Raw genomic sequence first — 18,106 nt, 5'->3', positions numbered from 1 at the left:
GCCGCGTAAGCGGCAACTCGGCCCTTATGATCGCGGGTTGGAGGGGGTGGACGGCCGGATTAGGTCGTTCAGGAAAGAGAGGGGATGGACCCCACTGGCGGGCAATGGACAAGGATCCGGGAAGCAGGACGCCCTTGTCGCGTCGCTCGTCCGGCAGTGTCATCGTGCCTCGATCCAGCTACCCGGGGCGGCTCTGACACCCTCCCTCGCTGATGCGTCCGCCCTGCACCAGTGGCGGTCATGAAGGGTGATGGTTGCGGCGTGGACCTTGGTGCCGTCTTCGCCGTCACGGCGCGTGTGTCGTGCGTGTCGAGATGACCATGGGATGGTCCGTGCTGCGCAGCGTCCCGCCAAGACGACAGGTCTCGAGCGCGGCTGTCGTGATGCCGGCAGGGCATCCCTCCTTGGCATCGCGCGGTAAAGCCGGCCTGGAGACCATGGCGGTGAGGTAATGTGCGCCCTGTCCGAGAGGCACACGGCTTGGAGCAGCCTCCGGCCTCGCCCCACGGGACCGCTCTGGGTCGGAATCGCAATTTGGGCGCAGCGCCCCCGTCAGTCGATCGTCACCCGACAGGGCCGAGACCGACACGGGCTCGGTGACGTGAAGCGGAATAGAGCGAAGGTCTCGGCTACGCCGGGAGACGCCAGGAAGACCTGAGCCGCAAACTCGCCATAAACCCGCAATATGTCAGATCAGGGCGGTCTTGAGGGTCTTGAGGGCAGGGACCAGAGCGGCAAGCCGCTTGAGCTGGACCACTGGCTGCGCGCTCAATCCAGGCGTCACTGCACGGTCGTAGATCGCGATGCAGTTCTTCTTGCGGAGCCGGGAGTGGTAGATGATCCCGTCGAGATCGGTCGTGTCATACAACGCCTGGCTGAAGGCACGCGCTTCATCGTGGCGCTTGGCACCCACGATGTCGGTCGAGATTCCGAGCTTGAAGCAGGCGTCGCCGCGCAGCGTGAGCAGCCGGAGCGGCCGGGTCGCCGAAACCGCACATACGCCCCAATCGGCGATGTCCGACTGCGCCAGTTCGCGGACGGTCTTTCCCTCGAAACGGTCGCGGATGATCGCCTCGGCGACAGAGGTCGCGAGATCCTCGGCGATGTAGAGCAGCCTGAAGGCCTTGCCGGGACTGGCGAACCGGGTCTCGCCAAAGCCCATGCCGAGCGGCGTGCTACGCCGCGCCCAGGGCGTGACACGTAAATAGTCGGCCGGCTCGACCCGGCGGGTCAGCGATGTGAGGATCTTCGGGTCGAGCGCCATTCCCGCGCGATTAGTCGATTTCGCGGTCGAAGTCCCGCAAGGCAACCGCGCTGACCTTGTCCTGTCTTGCCGCGCGCAGGGCCGCGAGCGGCGTTTCTCCGTCAAGCGCGCCGTGCGGCTGCCGCATCCAAAGCCATGCCGAGCGCGCGTCGGGCGCGACCGCCAGGACGTCGGCGATGCCCTGGAGGGGACGGCCGTCGATGAACTGCTCGAGCGGATAGGCCAGCTTGCGCTGTCCGCGGAGCAGACCGATGACAGCGCCTTGCTTGTACCAAGTATTGAGCGTCGTTCGCTTGACGCCGATCTGCGCCTCGATGTCGCTGGCACCACCCACGGGTCCCGCCCAGTCTTCGATCGCTTTCGGGGCAGCATAGGCGGCGAGACGGGCACGCCCTTCGCTCAGGCTGATCACCTCGCCAAGACCGCTGCCCCGCGTCCGCTCAACGGGCTCGTTCGTCGTCTCGGCCGGCATGAACTGGCGAGCGACCTGCTCCAGCGCCGCGCGCAGCTTGTGCTCGCGGGCCTCCCCGCGCAGATTGACCGCCGGAAGCCCCGACATGACGTCGACCGCGATCGAGACGATCCGGGCCATGGTCTTGATCTCGGCGGCCGGCGCGCGCGGGTTGCGTCCACGCAGGACGGCCTGCACCTCAGCCACGTCCAACGTCAGTGCCGCTTCGCTCATCATCGCCTCCAACTGTCATTGCCCACATAGTGCAGATTGAACGGATTGTCCATCATCAACAGGAACCAGGTGCTGGCTCTCCTGAACGCGATGTTCGCGGGGGTGCGAGGTCGATAATCCTTCGACAAAACGCAACGGGCAAAGGCCGCTGGCGTGCCAGCGGCCAAGCCTTAGCTCAGGCGACCTGTCGGTCGCGCTGAGCGTTCTGCGCTGCGGGCGGGGTGCCGAGCGGACCGCGACGATCCACCACGCGGATGCCGGCCTTCTTGGCGTCGATCACCAATCGCTCGGTCACGCCGTTGCCCTGGAAGGCGATGACATAGCGGGGCTTCAGCGAAAGCATCTGCTCATTGCGACGGAAGCCGGCACGATCACCCAGCTTGCGATCGAGACCGAAACGGACTTGCTGGATACCGTTCTGTTCGGCCCACGACGCCGCGATGCGCTCGATCCCCTTCATGTCGCCGCCATGGACGAGATACATGTCGCCGACTCGCTCCCGAACCGCACCCAGGGTGCGCAGCAGGTTGTCGCCAAACGCCTTCATGTCCTCGTCGGTCCGGAAGGTCAGCCGTCCCCCGGCAAACACGATCGGGGTGCCCTGTGCCGTGTTGGCGTCGCGGACCCGCTCGCGGCGAGCCTGAAGGAAGGCACGTCCGTCAACGATTGCCGACGTCACCCCGAGCGAAATGCGGTTGCCGGTCGACGGGATCCAGGAACGGCCGGTCTCGCGGATGTAGTGTGCCGCTGCGGTGTCGCGCATGTGTTCGTAGCAGGTGGCGGCTTCCTCGATCTTCTTGGCAAGGTCGATCTTGTCCTCGAGGTTGGCGGTGTTGATCTCCGAACCGTCCTGCTCGGCCAGGAGGAGCCTGATCTCGTCGGTGAGACGGTCGATGGTCGCGTGCTTCTTGGCCGCGGCCCGGTGGAAGAGGTTGACCAGGCCCCAGCCCATCTCCTCGATGTCGCGTTCGAGCGACGTATTCTGGAGGGTTGCGAACAGGTCGCTCCAGATGGCGGTGGTGGTCTGCTCCAGTGCGTCGGTCGAGGGCGGGCACATGCCCGAAACGTCTTCGGCGCGGGGTTCGAGGTGTCCAAGCTCCAGAGCGGAGAGTGCGGCAGCGAGGGAAGTGGTCATGGGGTCAAGCCCTTCATCTGATCGAGGCCGGCGGCCTATCCGCCGGATGCGCACCTCCTGGGCGGCCGAATAAGAGGCGCCCGCACCGGAGCGTAGCGGAGGGAAACCGCAAAAACCGGGGTGGTGCGGGCAGCCGTAAAGCGGCAACTCGGCCCGGATTTTTGCGGTTGCGGGGGTCTCGCGGCCACCCATGTGCCGCATCCCTCTGGCGGAAGGCTACGGCAAGTCAGGTGGCGTTGGGCGCAGACGTGACCACGCTTGTTGCCGCCTTCGGAACTGTCGGGCTCAACCCGGACCGCGCGATGTCGTCGAGGATGCTCTGCCCCGTTGCACAGAGGCGGACCATCGCCGCTGGGTTGATCCGCAATCCTCCATCGGCGCCGATCGCATCGACCGTGATGCGGATCTGGTCGACGAGATCCTCGCTCCAGGTCGCGGCATAGCCCGCGCCCGCCGCCACCTCAGAGAACACGCCCGGTACGGGCAGGACGGAGGCAGCGCCGCCATCGGCGGACAAAGCGCCAAGAAACGACGTCCGCACCTTGAGCGACAAGCGCTGACATTATTGGGATGCTCCGTATTGAGGATCTTCCACCCGTTGGTCGGATGCGACACATCGACAAGCGGAGCGGCAGGCGCTGACGACATCTTCCGCCTCGGCCGTGATTCCCGCACGGTAATGGGCAGGATATTCGAACGGGGACGGTGAAGGTCTTCGTGGGACCGGACTCCTGAAGGTTGGCAAAATGGGAGACCCAAGCGGTTCGAGTCATTCGTAGCGGGGACGCTCGGCCGGAAAGGCGAGAGGGGGCCAGCCGTCGTAGACGCGGGCCTCGAAGCGACCAGCGGAGAGGACGCTGCTGATCTCGCGCGCGTGATCGCCGACGTTCCAGTCGCGATCAAGGTGCGCCTGAACCTCCAGCGCCATCGTCCGAGCGCGGTCCTCGTGACCCTCGGCAAAGGTGACGCCGAAGGCGGTCAGTGCCGGGTCGGTGCAGAGTTCGCCGGCATCGTAGCACCAGCCACCTTCCTCGGGACCGCCATAGAGCCGCCCGGTGAGGTAAACGGCAACGCTGCGCATGGTGACGATCCTTTCTGAAGCATGAGCCCAAGGTCCATCTGTCCAAGGAATGCCTCCCCTCCGGGAGGCTGTTTCAGTCGATCACGCGCCAGCCACTAGCGATCCAGCCCTGGCGATTGGGCGCATATCTTGCGGCCGTCGCGAGAATGATCTTGCGGCGCGTATCGGCATCGCTCGCATGGTCCGCGATCGCGGCCGCGTCTGCGGCGCGCGCGGGCCAGCATTGATCGATGTTAAGCAGGGCAAATGGAAACGCCGTGGATCCCTCGACGACGAATTGCTTGATGATCGGGTTAGGCATGGTGACTGTCTCCGGCCAGCGCGTTGGACGCGCGGTGAAAGTCGTCGAGCCAGCGCCCCATCGGGGCGCGTTGCTCGGGCGGAAGCGCAGCCTGTGCCGCCTGGAAATCGAGCAGCGCGGTCGGCGCGTCCTCGATGAGGCGGTCGACTTCGGCGGGTGAAAGGAGGCCGCGTTCGCGGATGAACTCGGTGATGCTGCCGGGACGGGGCGTCGCGCCGCGACGGCCAAGCACCGGCCTGCGCCACAGGCCATCGACGTTGCGGAGGCGGGGCTTGGCGCGCGCCTCCATCAACACGATGATGCGCAGCTCCTCGGGTGAAAGCTCCAGCGCCTCGTCGGGCTTGATGGTGCCGCAAAAGTAGCAGCTCGACTTTGGCGGGACGGGAAGGCCGGCGCGCGCGATGCGCGCCTCGCAGTCGGCCCGCGCCCATTCCCATTCTCGCAAGGGGTAGCGGTAGGCGTAGCGAGGATTCTCGCACCCGACGGCGTGATGGTAACGCTTCGTGTCGCGTCCCGAAGCGTCGTAGCCGATCAGCTTTACCACGCGCCCGCCTGCGTCCCAGCAGCGGCGCGCGGGTTCCCACTGGGCGGTCCAGGCATCTTGCGGGGCCGCCTTCCATTTCTGGCTGCACGACCCGCCACCAAATACCACGGAGGGCAGGGTGGCGTTGGTCAGCATGTTCTCGGCGATGCCCGCATAGGGCGGCCAGTGCTTGAAATTGCGGGGCTGGTAACGGACGATTTCGGACGCGATGCCGCGTTCGGACATCCATGCCCGGAACACGGGGATAAAGGCATAGGTCGCCGACTTCTCGGCGCCGGGATCGGCGAAGAGAACCATGTCGATGGGCTCGCCGCGTGTCGCCAGTTCGACGATCATGGCGGTGGAATCGACGCCGGCACCCCAGGCCGCGATGACGGGCGGGCGGTCAGCCACTGGCCGCGTCCCTTACGACGATCGTGGCATGAACGATGCGGTAGGCGCGCTTGCGAAATGCCGGGATGCGGCAGATCGCGCGGCTTTCCGGGTCGCGGAAGAGCGGCGTCTTGCCCTTGGGATTGGCGACCACCTCGAAGCGGCTGCGGTCGCTACCGTCGCTGAAGCGCATGGGCTCATCGAAGACGATGGTCTGCCCGGGCTTCGGGGTCGGCTTGGCCCGGTCGAGCTTTTTCGCGAGCAGGTTGGCGCGGCACCGCGCGCGCCAGGCCAAGGCATATTCGCTGTCCGTGGCGGTCAGCTCGTCGAGGATCGCAGCCGGACACTCGCTCTCGTTCGGCCCGACCGTTTCATCCATATCCTTGTACCCGAACGTGCAGCCGTCACGCGCGCCGGTGCTGGTCTTGGTAAGGCAGACGGTGCCGAACACGATCCGTTCGGCGTCGTCCGCGAGGCGCTCGCAAGCGGCGTAATAGGTCGATCCGACCATGGCGGACGCCAGCACGGTCAGGCGATGCGTGTCGCGCTGGTAGGTGAACTGGTTGTCGAGATACGAGCGCGGGGTGGCGTAGCCGCCCATATCGCGCATGAAGAGCCAACCCATGATAAGTCTCCGATGACGTGAGGTCAGGCGGCAGCGGCGAGGCGCGGAGCGCCAACGTCGCCAACCGTCGCGGTAAGCCGGCGCTGGAACGTGCTCACGTCCAGCAGCTCGGCGATCGGCGCGCGTTGAACCGGGCCAGCGTATTCGCCGCCCCGGCAGCGGTTGAAGGTGATCTCGCTGTCGGGGAGGAAGCTGTGCGGCCGCACCCGGATCGAGAGATCAGCGTGGCGCAGCTCGGTCGTGCCATCGTCCGCTATGCCGCCCATGTCGGTATCGATACGGACGTCATGCGCCTCAAGGCCGATCGTCTCGGCGAGCGAAGCGAGGGCGAGGCGTGCCTGCCGATGGAAGGTCCGTTTCGCCGTTGCGTCGCCGGCGACGCTGTTGCCGGCGATGTCGAGCAGCGCGGATCCGACGATGATGCTGTTGCGATCTTCAGCGCAGCGCAGCCGCAGCTCGTTGGTGCTAGGCGCACTACGTTCGGCGATCGACGCTAGGTTGCGGATGAGCAGCAGGATCGACGCATCGCGGTCGATCGACTTGCCGGCACGCCGGCAGTCGTCGACGCCCGCGTTCAGGGCATGGAGCGCTGCGGGCACGGTGCCGAGCGTCTCGGGAGACAGCGCCTCGTTGTGGCGGTAGTGGGTGTCGAAGAACATAGCCGAACCTCCTGAGCGCCAGGGCGCGCTCAAAAGGCCGAAGGCTTCCTCTCCTCTGTCCGGTCAGAGCAGCGCCGTAGATTGTGGAGTGCAGACAGGTCGGTTTCCAGCGGGGCGATGGCGATAGCTGCCGTTGCGAGCGCCGCCCAATTTTTCTCAAAAAGGATCGTTGAATGGGAAAGCGACCGGGATCGCAAAGGCGCGTTATTTGCGAAGCAACCAATCGAAAGCATGGGCGATCACATCGCGGCAATCATGTGTGATTGGTGCGCCGTGTGCAGTCAGTACCGCCAATGTAGGCCATGCCATAATTCGCTGCACCGCGTTTCGAGCGCCTTCCCGATCGCGAAATGTCATTCGGAACTTCCGGGGAACGGTTGGCCTGATCGCGGTAAGAAAATCGAGCTTTGCGACGATGGCTCGCCATCCTCTGAACCAACCGGGCTCGAAGTGTTGAATAAGGTCGGTGAAGATTGCCGTTTGGCTTTGGCGGTGGAAAAATACGACTTCCGTCGTGATCCTGTTTCCTCCCACAACGACCTGATCGATTTCATTCGACCAGTCCGGCGGGGGCGCGTCCTCAAGGTCACGGTCCCATTTCAAGTCCGGTCGTTTGGCGCGCAATGCTGGCACCGCATAGGATTCTGCTGCCGGGTACGCCGTTTGCCATTCGCCGATGAACATATGATGCAAGGTGTTAGGCGCGACGATGTGACGTACCGGCCCAAGGCTATCGATGACGGCTTGAAGCTCGCTGGATAATGCCGTGGGCGACCAGACGAATAATGCGCCGTTTGACAGCCGGATAACGATCATCCGTGTTGGATAGGCGAACCCGGCAACGGAGACGGTCGGCCCATTAGCCGTCCATATTTCTTCACCGAATTGTCGCAGCATTCTCGCCCCCACGTCCAACCGGACTTTAGAACGGACTCGATGCGGTGGATAGGCGGAGCAACACCATTCCCGCAAACGATCGAGTTTTGGGAAAGGCGCTCACGCGCGCCCGAAGGGCTTCTGACGAACGTGGTAGTTCCTGTCGCACTCGATTGTCACCCGCACGCCTGCTAACTGGTCTCACCTTCAACCGAACGCCAAGCCCGAACGGCCCAGCGCTTTGGAGCTGGTGGAAGCGCCTTGCCGCAGGACAGTTCGGCGACGGCCCGGCCTTCGTTCTCGAACGACACGCGGCGATCGGACGCACACAGAGCAGCAACTGCATCGAACGCACCTGCGGCATCGGTGAAGAGCTTGTGCCCAGCAATCGCGTCGACCACGGGATTGCCGTTCAGAGGTCCACATCGGTCACCGGTGTCGAGCTTCACGCTTCCCTCCTGAGTGAAAAAGCCGATTCGATCGCGGCACGCCAGCGTCAGCAGGTGCTTCAAGATCGCGATGCGCAACTCACTGTCATCCTGGGTCGGCAGCACGTGAGCGCCGAGTCCGTTCAGTGCGTCTACGAGGCGAGGCCATCGATCTGCGTCCAGACCAAGAAGGGCCTTGGCAGCGTCCGTGCCCGCCACGTCTGCCGGTACCGCGATCACCTCCGCCCAGGGGATCGGTGCATGGGTGCGGCGGGCGCGGCGAAGCAGATCCGACCAGCCGGTGAATGCGTCCTCGCGTCCGTGGCTGACACGGCGAAGTTGCAGGTCGCGCACCCATTGGAACACCGTACCACAGTCATACACCGCCTGCCCGCTAATTGGCGGCGCGGAAAGTAGCCCTGCGGGAGCCAGCGTGTCGCTGCACCCGTTCAGGTGCCGCGCCAACTCCGCGCTGATTGTCGCGTCGTCACCGCTCGCGAGCAAGCCGGCGTATTCTGCCATGCCTTCTTCGATCCACGCCCCCCTCTCTCCATCGGGCAGGGCAAGCCTGCCCTGCCACCAGTCGTGAAACAGCTCATGGGCGACGAACCGCGCGACGCGATCCTGCGACACGGGCCGGCTGACGGCGTCCGGAGCGAACCGCAGGGAAAGGGCGCCCGGCGTGGAGTCGCCTCGCCAGCCCCACCGCAGTGTCGGATCAAGTGCAATGATGACGAGCGGAGGGCCGGGTGGCGTTATCGCCAACCGACGGGTGTATACGGCACGGGCACGCTCGAATGCCGTCCCAACCTGCGATCGAAGTGCGCCCGGTATGGCGGGAGCCGCAACGATCCCGGCTTGAAGGTAATCACGTGGCCCGACGTAAAGGGTCCCGGTCAGCGATCGTGACGGCGCAACGATCCAGGCATGCGGCACACGGACCTTGATCCGCGCCTCGCCGGACGCTGTCCGGAGGTAAGGAACGTAGAGTTGCCAACCCTCTCCAACCCGTAATGCCTGCGGGTAGACACGGTCGATCATCTTCGTGTCAGGTGAAATGGTCACCAAGGCGCGGCGAAAGCTCGCCCCATCGGTGCGGCGGATTGAGCTGCCATCGGCGGCGAAACCAGGCGTGAACGTCCAGCCAGTCCGCTCGGCGCCATCGGCAGTGCTCGCTAGCGCGATGGAGCGCGCCTCGCGAGGCAGATCATATTGTACGCTCATTTCGCGAGCGTTCGCCGTCACGGTTATGGTCGAGCGACCCGGCGTGTCGGCGTAGGCACCGGTTGCTAGCAGCATGGCTGCGATGCTGACCCCCTGACGCACTATCGACACTGAATGTTCTCCCTGAACAGTCGCGCCGCCCTATACCTGAAGCGCTTCCACCGTGACCGAGAACAATAGCGGCAACAACGTGCGTGAACAGGTCAGACCTGAGCCACCGTATGGCTCGACGCGGTCAACCTTCCGCCGCCCTGGTCCTCCCGCAAACGAACGGCGGGCGAGACGGCATCGGCGTTCCCGGAATCGATCGGATTCCGGGAATGCGCGGGTTAAGAAGCAATCCGACTTTAGAAGCCGCTAAGCGCCGTAAAAGCCGTAGCGAACACGGTGATGATCACGATCAAACCGGCAGGGAGCAGAAGGCCGGCCGCCCATAGGTGGCGCTCCAAAAGCTCCTTCCGCCAAATCAAAGACGCAGTCACCAACGCGAGAAGCAGGGTTCCAATCTGAAACGCCTTGCCCGCTGGGGTGACGCTTGCTGCCCAAAACGCCGGATAGAAAGCCGCGTAGCAGATGAAAAAAGCCGCCAACAAACCCACAGGTATGAGGACGGTTGCGAGCGATACGCGAAGAGCTCCAATCATTCGAATATCCTCCTGCTGCTTCCAACTTTTAAACCGCCAGTTCTACGTCCGCAACCGGCAGGTCGTCCGGTCCGGCGATCCCGATTAGGAACGCGCAGAGACGCCGCGGGTGTTCTCGGAATCGATCGTTCAATGGGAAAGCGCCGGCTTTCCCGAAACCCGTCTTGCTCGCTAAAACGGAAAGGAGCGACGTATCCGCGTGGTGTCACCACGATTTGGTTTTGACATCTTTGGTTGACCCAGTGGCACGCTGATAACGACTTCGGGTTAGCCAAAGCCATCGCCGTTTCAATGATCTAGCCATCCCAGTGCAGACGTTCGGCCATTCTCTAGCTGGTCTACGTAAACTGCGCCTTTTGACGCAATCGGTCGAACGCAAATGTGGTCCAATAGAATATGAGGACAAAGATACCACCGCGCAGATGTCGCGTCCGATGGAGGCGGTGAATCGTGATTGCGCTGGCGGTGTATAGCTGGGTCGAGCGCCCGATGACGGCCGCGCTTACGCGCTGGTCGAGCTCGCGCACGCCGAAGTCGCCATTCGAGCGATATGACGGCCGACAATTTTTGCAGCCGTTTGCCGAGGTCACGTCTGAAGGCAACGGCGCAGGCAAACGGCACGCAGGACAATGAAGGTCGGGTCGCGTAGCGCTTTAGGCGATCTGGCCGCGTTTTTTCGACTGAGCCCTGAATCGGACCGGTTCCTGCACTTGGACGCCCTGCGGTTCATCGCTTCAGCGGGGGTCGTCGCGTTCCACTATCAGGAATGGATCACGTGGCGTTCGCCGCCGGTTAAGCTGGAAGCTTTGTTTGGCTTCGGGCAGTTCGTGGACCTGTTTTTCGTAATCTCGGGCGTCGTGATTTTCGATCTGTACCGAGGACGGATCAAGCGACCGCACGACTATGGTCGGTTCCTGCGCAAGCGGGTCGCCAGGCTGCTCCCACTCCATCTGCTGACGCTTGCCTTCTTCTGCGTGATCGCAGCGGCGGCCGAACGGTTCGGGCGCACGGGATCAAGTGCGGACTGGTCGTGCCTGGTCCCGACCGCGCTTCTTGTGCATTCCTTCGGCATTTGCCGCGACCTGAGTTTCAACACGCCAAGCTGGTCGATCAGCGCCGAAATGGCGATGTATGTCTGCTTCCCCCTCATGACCATGCTGCTGGCGCGGGGTCGGTTGGCCTGGCTGGTCTGGCTGATCGTCCTGTTTGCATTGGCAGGTCTGAATGCCAGGGGCGGACCGCCCTGGTTCGAACGATCCTATGATTTTGGCGTGTTGAGAGCGGTCCCGGCCTTTCTGTTCGGTGGCCTGCTCGCCAGTCGGCGCGATCTGCTTGGGCGGGTGCCAGCGGCCCCGGCACTGATGTGGGTTGCGTTGGCGCTGTTCGTCGCCTTGAGGGTCGCCGAAGCGCCCGCGGGTTTTCGGGTGGCATGCGTCTATCTCATACCGCTGTTCGGGCTGGCTGCCGACCAGCAACGCCGCGCGGGGCGCACCGTCCGGGCAATCGCTCCGCTCGGACAGCTTACCTATTCGATCTACATGCTGCACGTTCCCGTCGCCTGGGCAGTGCTGGACGTCGCGGCACCGCGGCTGGGCCTGGGCGGGCAGGCGATGAATCTGGCGGTGATCTCTGCCGGGTTCGTGGTGCTGCCGGTAGTATCGATCGCATCGCTGCGTTTGTTCGAGACGCCGATGCGGCGATGGTTGAGTGGCGACCGGCCAACCGGCGCGGTGACAGCCTCGCCCCAAGAAGCAGCAGGAGACTTCGCGCCATGACCGCCAGCTTCCTATCTCCGACACGGCGAGGTGGCCTGCTCCGGCGGCGCGAAATTCTCGGTCTTGCGATATCCTCCGCTGCCGTCGTTGCCGCGTCTGCGGTAATGACCGGCCCTGACCTTGCGACTGGTGATCGCAAGTCGACGACCGTTCCCCTGGCGGCACCCGGCGCGGCAGGAGATGTGGAGCGGCTGAACGTCGCGCTGAACCTTGCCTACCTTGGTGCTCAGTATCATCGTATTGCCGTCACCGGCGATGGACTGCCGCGGCATCTTCTCGCGGGGATCGGTGAACTGGGCTCCGCCCGCGGTGGGCGCAAAATCGCCTTTCATGATCCTGACCTTGCCCGATATGCAGATGAGATCGCTGGCGACAAGGTCGCACACGTCGCCGCGCTGCGCAGCGCGCTAGGGAACGCGGCAGCGGCCCAGCCGTCGATCGATCTGACCCAGGAGCCGTATAGCGCTTTTTTCATCGCGGGGCGGGCCGCGCGACTGAATGGCGAGACGACGACGTTCGATCCGTTTTCGGGTGATCCGGCGTTCCTGCTCGGCGCGTTCGTGGTCGGCAACGAGGTCGCCGCCTGCAACCGGATGCTGTTATTAGGTATTCTCGGTGCAACCGCACGCACGACTGTTGCCGGCGTGCTTGCCGATTCAATTTATCACGGTGGTCTGATCCGATCCCTGCTTGAGACAAAAGCGGCGGCTGATCCGATGATAGCGCGTGCGCTGGCATCGCTCGGCGCGATGCAGGCGCTGGCGACCGATGGCACGCGCCGCGACGGCCAGGCATCGGGGAGCGGTGCTTATGGCGCGGACTTGATCGATGCCGCGGGCAATCCGATCCCATTCCTGCGGAGTCCGGCCCAAGCAATGACGTTGCAGTGTTCGCCAACCGCGGACTGCCCGATCGGCTTCTTCTTCCCTGCGGGGTTCAACGGCCTCGCTTCGTGAGGCAGGTGCCGTTCGGTGCCGAACACCCTATGGGGCGGGTGCCCGATGCAGGTCTGCGGCACGAGTGCGGGACAGCAGCGCGAGAATCTGGCCGCGGTTGATCGCGAGCAGCACCAGTTCGAACGTCGCGAACAGCAACATGCGCTTGAGTTGCCCGGGTGCGCCAATGCTCCAAAACCGAGCCTGCTGCACGGTGATGTAGACCTGCAGATACGCCCAGACCGAGAAATACAGGCTGACCGGAAAGCCCGAGGCGAACGTGCGGCGAAGGTACAGCGACAACAATGCGACCAGCGCACCCGCCAGCGCCATCGCAACCGCTACGCCGACATATCCGAACATCACCAATATCATGGCCTCGAAGCCCATGGTGAGCTGCACCCATCCCTGGCTTTTCTGGAAGGACGCAGCCAGCTTCGAGGGGGAGTAGCGATGGATGAAGTAGTAGGTTTCGATGCCCTTGGCAGACGCCGTTTCGGACGGCTCCTCACCACTCAGCGCCTCATTGTAGCGCTGCACGAGGGTGTCATCCCAGTTTGTCACCTGCCGCGCATCTCGCGACGCGACGAACCACAACTCGCCCTGTCCGGCGATCCGCTCGCCCACCAGCGTGATGGTGCGATCGACTGGCAGGCGCCCATAGCCGGAATAGATGTAGAGTGTCGCGCCCAGCGAACCGCACAGCATCGCAACCGCCAGCGGTGCCAACCGCAGGATCGTCCGTTTGAGCTGGCCCAGCCGCTGAAGAAGCAGAGGTATGACGAAGAACGACAACTGCGTCAGGATAGTGAAGAACTTGTCGCCGAACAGGAAATAGAGGCCTGTCAGCCCGGCCAGCGTCATGATCGCGGCAGTCTTGAGCAGCGGCGCATGACGCGGCGCAAAGGCCACGGAGCCAAGGATTGCGGCGACCAGAAATTTCTGATCGAGGAGCATCAGAACGAGGGGGCTGCCAAACTCGCGGCGGTAGAGGAAGCGGTCGACTCCCTGCAAGAGCGGAAATCCGCTTTGGGCACCCTGACTGAAGGCGATAGCTCCCAAAGCCATGCAGATCAGCACGACCGGCCAGCCGAGCAGAGCCACTAGGTTGTCGATTAACGGTGAGCGTACGAAGGCGAGGAATGGGCGCTCAAACGTGCGGAAGACATAGGCATAAACGAGAAAGAACACCGCTGTGAATGCTACGAACGAAGCACTCGCGTCACCTGCCGCTCCCAGCCGGTTGACCTCCGGCATGTAGGCTCCGGCCTCGATGAACATCAACGACAGCAGTGTTGCCCCCCGCGTAATGACCAGCGGCAACAGCAAAATCAGGCCGGCAGGGCTTATCCTGCCCACCAGCAGTAACAGCCAACCGAAGAGGCCGAGCGATGTCCATGAGAACAACGCGCTCGGTATTGCCTGAGCGAGATACCAGTTGAGTCCGAGAGACGCCGCGAGCGAAGCGAACTGTACACCCCAGGCCAGATCGCTCCCGGCATGGCGCGTTTGTCGCGGGGCCAAACGATCCCTGAAGAGTGCAGCAGTTGCCAGATCGTCCTCGCTTTTTCGACGCCCTTTTCTACCCTGCTCCCGCGGTGGCATTGCTTCATTTGATGTGAAATGAAATGAAATGGCTTGGTTGAACGCGGACTTGGCGACATGGCCGTGCTCGACGTTCCGAGCCGCTAAGGACAGGATTATGCTCCGGTCATGCCGATGTAGCGGATCTTCGCGTCGGTCCCGCTGTTCTTGACGTGCAGCGATCCAACCCGGGCTCCGGTCGCGGATCGCACGACGAGGTCGATGTCGTAATCGCTGCAATGTTCGAGCTGCACGAGGTCGGTCATCGAATTGCCGGCGATCGTGTCCCAGACCTCGCCCGTCACTCGCAATCCGGTACAGCGTACCGCGCGAAGGAACTGGCCGTTGCGGCGGCCGCGCAGGGTGACGTTGCGCAGCGTGACGTTGCTACAATCGGTCAGATACGCGGTCGGGGCGTCCTGGGTCGCCGCGCCGAAATCAAGATCCGCATCGGCGATCGTCACCTTGTCGATGACGCATCCCCGGCTCACGCCGTCGTTCTGCATCATCAGCGGGCAGCCAGTTGGCCCCTGCGTGATCCGCCCCTTGATCCCGGTCAGCGTGACGTTGCGGATGATCGCCTTGCCGGTTGTCTTGCTGGTGTAGAACTTGATGCACGAAAAGCCGGCGCTGTTCAGCGTCATGGCTGTCAGCGTGATCCGCTCCATCAACGCGTCGATCGATTCCTGATTTTCCGACGTGAAGGACAGCGCGTCGTCGCCACTCTGGACGCGGATGTTCGATCCCGTGACCTTGCTACATGCACCGAAAAAATGCAGGCCGTCGGCACCCGGCTTGTTGACGCCCGCCGCGAGATGCAGGTCGTTGATGTGGCCGCCGGTCGAGTTCTTGATCTCCATGCCGAACCCGGTAAGCGGCCCCGCGGTCTTGACGCCCACGACCGTGAAGCCGTCCGTGGCGACGATGCCAAGTCCCTTGCGCGTGGCCCCCGCAGGATCGGACGCAGCACCAACGAACGCGCCGCCCAGGCCAGTCACCGTTACGTTCGACATGCGCCCGCGCGACCGATTGGTCAGGCAATATAACGTGCCGACTGCCGGGCCGTGATCGTTGTACAGATCACCAACCATGAGGATTTTGGCGTTGCTGGAATAGCCGAGGCCGGTGCTCAAAAGGCGGTGTCCGCCTGCGGGAATAACACAGCTAATACCGGCAGCGACCGCAGTATCAAGGGCGGCTTGCAGGGTCGCGGTCATGTCCGTGGAGGTCATGGGTTTGGTCATGCGTGGCGCTGATGCTTTCGGCGATTTACGTTCTCTATCTTCTAAAACGTCCACCTAAAAAAGCATATGATTTGATTTATCAAAAAACGTGCGTGCCCCGTCTATTGTTAAATAGTCTATCGTTAGCTTAAGTCCGCGATCACTGGATTTTCCGGCAAAATATGGTGTCAAACCGGCGGTTTCGACACCGACTGAACCCCACACTTTTCCGTAGGTTTGCAGGCGTCGGAACCCTGCGTCAGAATGTTGGCTCTCAGCGTCGGAACCAACGTCGCTTGCGGGCAAAAGCGGCGGTTCCAGCATTCCCACAAACGAACGTAGGACGGGAAGGTCAAGGTATTACGGATGTGTCGTCACCGCCGAAACGGCCGCTTTCCCAAAATCTGTTCCCGATTGAACTTTCCCAAAATTGCGAACCAGACATGGAAAAACGGGAATCGTGCGGTTCGCCAGAATGGCTGGTTTGGTTCACGTACAGACAGACTGAACGATCGCGCTTGGGCGATCGCTGCCGTTACAGCATCCCGCCAACAGGATCGGCCGATCGTGAGGCCGCGTCATAGCCGGACTGCCAAGCCGTGCGGAGCTTGCTCCCTCGGCGGTAATGGCATCGATCGTTGCCCATGACGAAGCAGCGCCATCCCGATTTCTCGGCTTCCCACAGCGGGTCTTCCCGGGTGGGAGCGAGCAGGTCCATGAGATCGAGGCGCGTGCCGGCGTTCATGGCGGGCCTGCATGATCGCCGAACGCGCCGGCAGGGTGCGTCCAGCGATCCGCCAGGATCGAGAGACGCCAGACCGGATCATCGGCTTGCGCCAATTCGTCGGGATGGAGCGTCGCAGCCGGGAACGCCGTGCCACGATCGGCGAGCTGCGTGACGGTGAGCGAGCGATGGATCGTCTTCCCGCTCGCGGCTTCGCGAGCCGCAACCCGTCGGAAGGCGGCAGGGAAGACGAGCCGGAGCGTCGCCCATTGGTCGGGCGAGCCGAAGATGCAGGCTCGGCAGGACAGGCGGCCCCAACCCAGGACGTAGGCCGGGTGGGGACAGATCCGCGCTTGCGCGATCGCGTCCCAGATCAGGCGCTCGGTCCAGTCATGGACCGGGCGCCAATGATCGACCGCACGCGCGAGGGTCGATGTGCGATGCGGCTCGAGCGTCGCATAGCGCGCACGCGAGGGACTTTCCTCGGCGCGCTCGCCGGTGATGACCAGCGTGCGGCCGTCGAGGAAACGCGGCTGATTCCGGATCGCGGCCGCGAGGACGTCGATCTTCAGCGCGGGGCTGCACCAGCGCACCCGAAGATCGGGAGACGTCTGGGGAAAGAGTCCGCGCGTGCCGGCAGGGCCGTTGCCCCCGGCATGGCCGATACCGGTTGGGGTCTCGAACGCGATCGGGGCGGTCGGCGCGTCGGCGCGCGCCAGCTCGCGCGCGAAGCCGCCTTCGCGCCACGAGACGTAGAGCGCGATGCCGAAATGCTCGGCGATCGCGCGGACGTAGGCGGGCGTGCACGGCCAATCCATGAAGGTCGGGCCGTGGCCATCGACATCATGGTGATGCAGCTCGATCGCGTGTGGCGGCACGCCGAGGCTGAGGAGGTGGAGCAGGGCGGCAAGGCTGTCCTTGCCGCCACTGAATGCCACGACGAAGCGCCGGTAGGCGCCGAGGTCGGGGAGGGCGGCCGGAGCGGTCATGCTGCTTCACGGATCTGTTCCTCGGGTTCGGCCGAGGCGTCGAGGCCGGTTGCGCGGAGCAGATAGCCGGCTGCGGCTTCGGCCTTCGCCGCGGCGGTCATGATCGCGCGGCTGTCTTTGCGCAGCACCTTCAACCACGAGCCGATATAGGCGGCATGGTCGTCCATATGCGACGTCGGCAGACCAAGATCGGCACCGAGCAGCGCTGAGGTCGTCTCGGCGCAAAGTTCCTCGAACGCGTAGGCGTCGTCGCCGAAGCGCTTGCCGAACGTGCGATCGAGCCGGTCGGGATGGCCGGTCCAGTGGCCAGCCTCATGGGCGAGCGTCGCCGCGAAGTAGGCGCGCGTCGAGAATAGCTCGACGGGCGGCATGGTGATGCTGTCGGCGGTGCGGTCGTAGAACGCGCGATCGCCGCGTGTGTGGACGGTTGCTGGCAGCGCATCGAGGAAGCGCTGCGCGCGCTCGGGGAGCGCATCGGCCGGGGGCACGATGCTGACAGGGCTCGGGTAGAAGTCGGGTGACAGCCCGTCGATCTGGTCGCAGTTGAACACGGCGTAGGAGCGCAGCACGCGCCGCATCTCGTCGGTCGTGTCGCCGGTGACGACGGATTCGACGGTTTTGCTGTAGGATTTGTAGAAGATCGCGATCTGCGACCGCTCGCCCTCGCGGACCTGGCCGCCAAGGGCCTGCGCCTGTTTGTACGTCATCCAGGTGCGCGAGTTGTATCCGGCCCCCTCGGCACACAGCCATAGCCAGAAGCAGTTGATGCCCTTGTAGGGGTCGCCGGTCGCGCGCAGCGGACGGCCGCCAAGGCCGGGGCGCCACGGCTTGACCCAGGGACGCACCCCGAATTCGAGCTTGTCGATGATGGCGTTGGTGATGATGTCGGCAGGCGAGGGCTTGTCGGTGGTCTGTGCCACGATCGGTCTCCTGATTGAGGTGAGGCGAACCCGCGTGAGCATCCTCCCCTCTGGAAGGGCGGCTGCGGGTTACAAAAAGAGGGGCAACACTTGCGCGAAGAGTGCCGCCCCCAGGTGC

20 protein-coding genes are annotated in these 18,106 nt (G+C 63.8%); 3 read left to right on the top strand and 17 right to left on the bottom strand.

Features of this window, described 5'->3' with window-relative positions; all coding sequences use genetic code 11:
* Nucleotides 1-688 precede the first annotated feature (688 nt).
* The 12 genes from U1701_RS16515 to U1701_RS16460 all read right to left on the bottom strand — a co-directional run bounded on the left by U1701_RS16515 (nucleotide 689) and on the right by U1701_RS16460 (nucleotide 9,838).
* Nucleotides 689-1,264: an RES family NAD+ phosphorylase gene (locus U1701_RS16515; protein WP_332783676.1), complete on the bottom strand. Its 576-nt coding sequence runs from the start codon at nucleotides 1,262-1,264 to the stop codon at nucleotides 689-691.
* A 10-nt stretch (nucleotides 1,265-1,274) separates the two neighbouring features.
* Complete coding sequence (locus U1701_RS16510) at nucleotides 1,275-1,949, bottom strand: antitoxin Xre/MbcA/ParS-like domain-containing protein (protein WP_332783675.1); 675 nt, start codon at nucleotides 1,947-1,949, stop codon at nucleotides 1,275-1,277.
* Nucleotides 1,950-2,124: 175 nt separating this feature from the next.
* A complete protein-coding gene (locus U1701_RS16505; RefSeq protein ID WP_332783776.1) occupies nucleotides 2,125-3,084 on the bottom strand; it encodes a DUF2493 domain-containing protein in 960 nt (319 codons plus the stop codon).
* Between the two features lie 226 nt (nucleotides 3,085-3,310).
* The gene (locus U1701_RS16500; RefSeq protein ID WP_332783674.1) at nucleotides 3,311-3,637 is read right to left on the bottom strand and encodes a hypothetical protein; all 327 of its coding nucleotides are present in this window, start codon (nucleotides 3,635-3,637) and stop codon (nucleotides 3,311-3,313) included.
* A 216-nt stretch (nucleotides 3,638-3,853) separates the two neighbouring features.
* Nucleotides 3,854-4,165, bottom strand: a complete 312-nt coding sequence (locus tag U1701_RS16495) for a hypothetical protein (RefSeq protein WP_332783673.1) — start codon at nucleotides 4,163-4,165, stop codon at nucleotides 3,854-3,856.
* Between the two features lie 73 nt (nucleotides 4,166-4,238).
* Nucleotides 4,239-4,466 (bottom strand): hypothetical protein, encoded by a 228-nt coding sequence (locus tag U1701_RS16490; RefSeq protein WP_332783672.1) that lies wholly within the window; start codon nucleotides 4,464-4,466, stop codon nucleotides 4,239-4,241.
* The gene (locus U1701_RS16485; RefSeq protein WP_332783671.1) at nucleotides 4,459-5,403 is read right to left on the bottom strand and encodes a hypothetical protein; all 945 of its coding nucleotides are present in this window, start codon (nucleotides 5,401-5,403) and stop codon (nucleotides 4,459-4,461) included. The genes U1701_RS16490 and U1701_RS16485 overlap by 8 nt, the downstream gene beginning before the upstream one ends.
* Nucleotides 5,396-6,007, bottom strand: coding sequence for a DUF6927 domain-containing protein (locus U1701_RS16480; protein ID WP_332783670.1), 612 nt, complete (start codon nucleotides 6,005-6,007; stop codon nucleotides 5,396-5,398). The genes U1701_RS16485 and U1701_RS16480 overlap by 8 nt, the downstream gene beginning before the upstream one ends.
* Nucleotides 6,008-6,030: 23 nt before the next feature.
* On the bottom strand, nucleotides 6,031-6,666 hold the full coding sequence (locus U1701_RS16475; protein ID WP_332783669.1) for a hypothetical protein: 636 nt from the start codon (nucleotides 6,664-6,666) through the stop codon (nucleotides 6,031-6,033).
* A 204-nt stretch (nucleotides 6,667-6,870) separates the two neighbouring features.
* A complete protein-coding gene (locus U1701_RS16470; RefSeq protein ID WP_332783668.1) occupies nucleotides 6,871-7,563 on the bottom strand; it encodes a DUF4336 domain-containing protein in 693 nt (230 codons plus the stop codon).
* Nucleotides 7,564-7,733: 170 nt separating this feature from the next.
* Nucleotides 7,734-9,269: a hypothetical protein gene (locus U1701_RS16465; RefSeq protein WP_332783667.1), complete on the bottom strand. Its 1,536-nt coding sequence runs from the start codon at nucleotides 9,267-9,269 to the stop codon at nucleotides 7,734-7,736.
* A gap of 272 nt (nucleotides 9,270-9,541) precedes the next feature.
* Nucleotides 9,542-9,838, bottom strand: coding sequence for a hypothetical protein (locus U1701_RS16460; protein WP_332783666.1), 297 nt, complete (start codon nucleotides 9,836-9,838; stop codon nucleotides 9,542-9,544).
* Nucleotides 9,839-10,288: 450 nt separating this feature from the next.
* Between U1701_RS16460 and U1701_RS16455 the strand changes: the two genes are divergently transcribed.
* The 3 genes from U1701_RS16455 to U1701_RS16445 all read left to right on the top strand — a co-directional run bounded on the left by U1701_RS16455 (nucleotide 10,289) and on the right by U1701_RS16445 (nucleotide 12,569).
* Complete coding sequence (locus U1701_RS16455) at nucleotides 10,289-10,471, top strand: hypothetical protein (protein WP_332783665.1); 183 nt, start codon at nucleotides 10,289-10,291, stop codon at nucleotides 10,469-10,471.
* Nucleotides 10,468-11,613 (top strand): acyltransferase family protein, encoded by a 1,146-nt coding sequence (locus U1701_RS16450; protein ID WP_332783664.1) that lies wholly within the window; start codon nucleotides 10,468-10,470, stop codon nucleotides 11,611-11,613. The genes U1701_RS16455 and U1701_RS16450 overlap by 4 nt, the downstream gene beginning before the upstream one ends.
* 104 nt (nucleotides 11,614-11,717) lie before the next feature.
* Nucleotides 11,718-12,569: a ferritin-like domain-containing protein gene (locus tag U1701_RS16445; RefSeq protein ID WP_332783663.1), complete on the top strand. Its 852-nt coding sequence runs from the start codon at nucleotides 11,718-11,720 to the stop codon at nucleotides 12,567-12,569.
* A gap of 27 nt (nucleotides 12,570-12,596) precedes the next feature.
* Here the strand turns inward: U1701_RS16445 and U1701_RS16440 are convergent, their stop codons facing one another.
* From U1701_RS16440 to U1701_RS16420, 5 genes are all read right to left on the bottom strand, one after another.
* Complete coding sequence (locus U1701_RS16440) at nucleotides 12,597-14,153, bottom strand: DUF6418 domain-containing protein (protein WP_332783662.1); 1,557 nt, start codon at nucleotides 14,151-14,153, stop codon at nucleotides 12,597-12,599.
* Nucleotides 14,154-14,248: 95 nt separating this feature from the next.
* Nucleotides 14,249-15,376, bottom strand: a complete 1,128-nt coding sequence (locus U1701_RS16435) for a hypothetical protein (RefSeq protein ID WP_332783661.1) — start codon at nucleotides 15,374-15,376, stop codon at nucleotides 14,249-14,251.
* A 514-nt stretch (nucleotides 15,377-15,890) separates the two neighbouring features.
* Nucleotides 15,891-16,100: a hypothetical protein gene (locus U1701_RS16430; protein ID WP_332783660.1), complete on the bottom strand. Its 210-nt coding sequence runs from the start codon at nucleotides 16,098-16,100 to the stop codon at nucleotides 15,891-15,893.
* Complete coding sequence (locus tag U1701_RS16425; RefSeq protein WP_332783659.1) at nucleotides 16,097-17,068, bottom strand: phosphoadenosine phosphosulfate reductase domain-containing protein; 972 nt, start codon at nucleotides 17,066-17,068, stop codon at nucleotides 16,097-16,099. Before U1701_RS16425 ends, U1701_RS16430 begins: the two co-directional genes overlap by 4 nt.
* Nucleotides 17,065-17,988, bottom strand: a complete 924-nt coding sequence (locus U1701_RS16420; protein WP_332783658.1) for an ArdC family protein — start codon at nucleotides 17,986-17,988, stop codon at nucleotides 17,065-17,067. The genes U1701_RS16425 and U1701_RS16420 overlap by 4 nt, the downstream gene beginning before the upstream one ends.
* Nucleotides 17,989-18,106: the final 118 nt, after the last annotated feature.

Source organism: Sphingomonas rhamnosi, assembly GCF_036663615.1.
In the GTDB taxonomy this organism is placed as follows: domain Bacteria; phylum Pseudomonadota; class Alphaproteobacteria; order Sphingomonadales; family Sphingomonadaceae; genus Sphingomonas.
The sequence above is the reverse complement of the archived record's forward strand: the minus strand, read 5'-3'. Positions and strand labels throughout refer to the sequence as shown.

What these genes read in the sequence shown, in the direction of transcription:
- U1701_RS16515 (WP_332783676.1), bottom strand. Translation starts at nt 1,264, where the DNA reads ATGGCGCTCGACCCGAAGATCCTCACATCGCTGACCCGCCGGGTCGAG.
- U1701_RS16510 (WP_332783675.1), bottom strand. Translation starts at nt 1,949, where the DNA reads ATGAGCGAAGCGGCACTGACGTTGGACGTGGCTGAGGTGCAGGCCGTC.
- U1701_RS16505 (WP_332783776.1), bottom strand. Translation starts at nt 3,084, where the DNA reads ATGACCACTTCCCTCGCTGCCGCACTCTCCGCTCTGGAGCTTGGACAC.
- U1701_RS16495 (WP_332783673.1), bottom strand. Translation starts at nt 4,165, where the DNA reads ATGCGCAGCGTTGCCGTTTACCTCACCGGGCGGCTCTATGGCGGTCCC.
- U1701_RS16490 (WP_332783672.1), bottom strand. Translation starts at nt 4,466, where the DNA reads ATGCCTAACCCGATCATCAAGCAATTCGTCGTCGAGGGATCCACGGCG.
- U1701_RS16480 (WP_332783670.1), bottom strand. Translation starts at nt 6,007, where the DNA reads ATGGGTTGGCTCTTCATGCGCGATATGGGCGGCTACGCCACCCCGCGC.
- U1701_RS16475 (WP_332783669.1), bottom strand. Translation starts at nt 6,666, where the DNA reads ATGTTCTTCGACACCCACTACCGCCACAACGAGGCGCTGTCTCCCGAG.
- U1701_RS16470 (WP_332783668.1), bottom strand. Translation starts at nt 7,563, where the DNA reads ATGCTGCGACAATTCGGTGAAGAAATATGGACGGCTAATGGGCCGACC.
- U1701_RS16465 (WP_332783667.1), bottom strand. Translation starts at nt 9,269, where the DNA reads ATGCTGCTAGCAACCGGTGCCTACGCCGACACGCCGGGTCGCTCGACC.
- U1701_RS16460 (WP_332783666.1), bottom strand. Translation starts at nt 9,838, where the DNA reads ATGATTGGAGCTCTTCGCGTATCGCTCGCAACCGTCCTCATACCTGTG.
- U1701_RS16450 (WP_332783664.1), top strand. Translation starts at nt 10,468, where the DNA reads ATGAAGGTCGGGTCGCGTAGCGCTTTAGGCGATCTGGCCGCGTTTTTT.
- U1701_RS16445 (WP_332783663.1), top strand. Translation starts at nt 11,718, where the DNA reads ATGACCGGCCCTGACCTTGCGACTGGTGATCGCAAGTCGACGACCGTT.
- U1701_RS16440 (WP_332783662.1), bottom strand. Translation starts at nt 14,153, where the DNA reads ATGCCACCGCGGGAGCAGGGTAGAAAAGGGCGTCGAAAAAGCGAGGAC.
- U1701_RS16435 (WP_332783661.1), bottom strand. Translation starts at nt 15,376, where the DNA reads ATGACCAAACCCATGACCTCCACGGACATGACCGCGACCCTGCAAGCC.
- U1701_RS16430 (WP_332783660.1), bottom strand. Translation starts at nt 16,100, where the DNA reads ATGAACGCCGGCACGCGCCTCGATCTCATGGACCTGCTCGCTCCCACC.
- U1701_RS16425 (WP_332783659.1), bottom strand. Translation starts at nt 17,068, where the DNA reads ATGACCGCTCCGGCCGCCCTCCCCGACCTCGGCGCCTACCGGCGCTTC.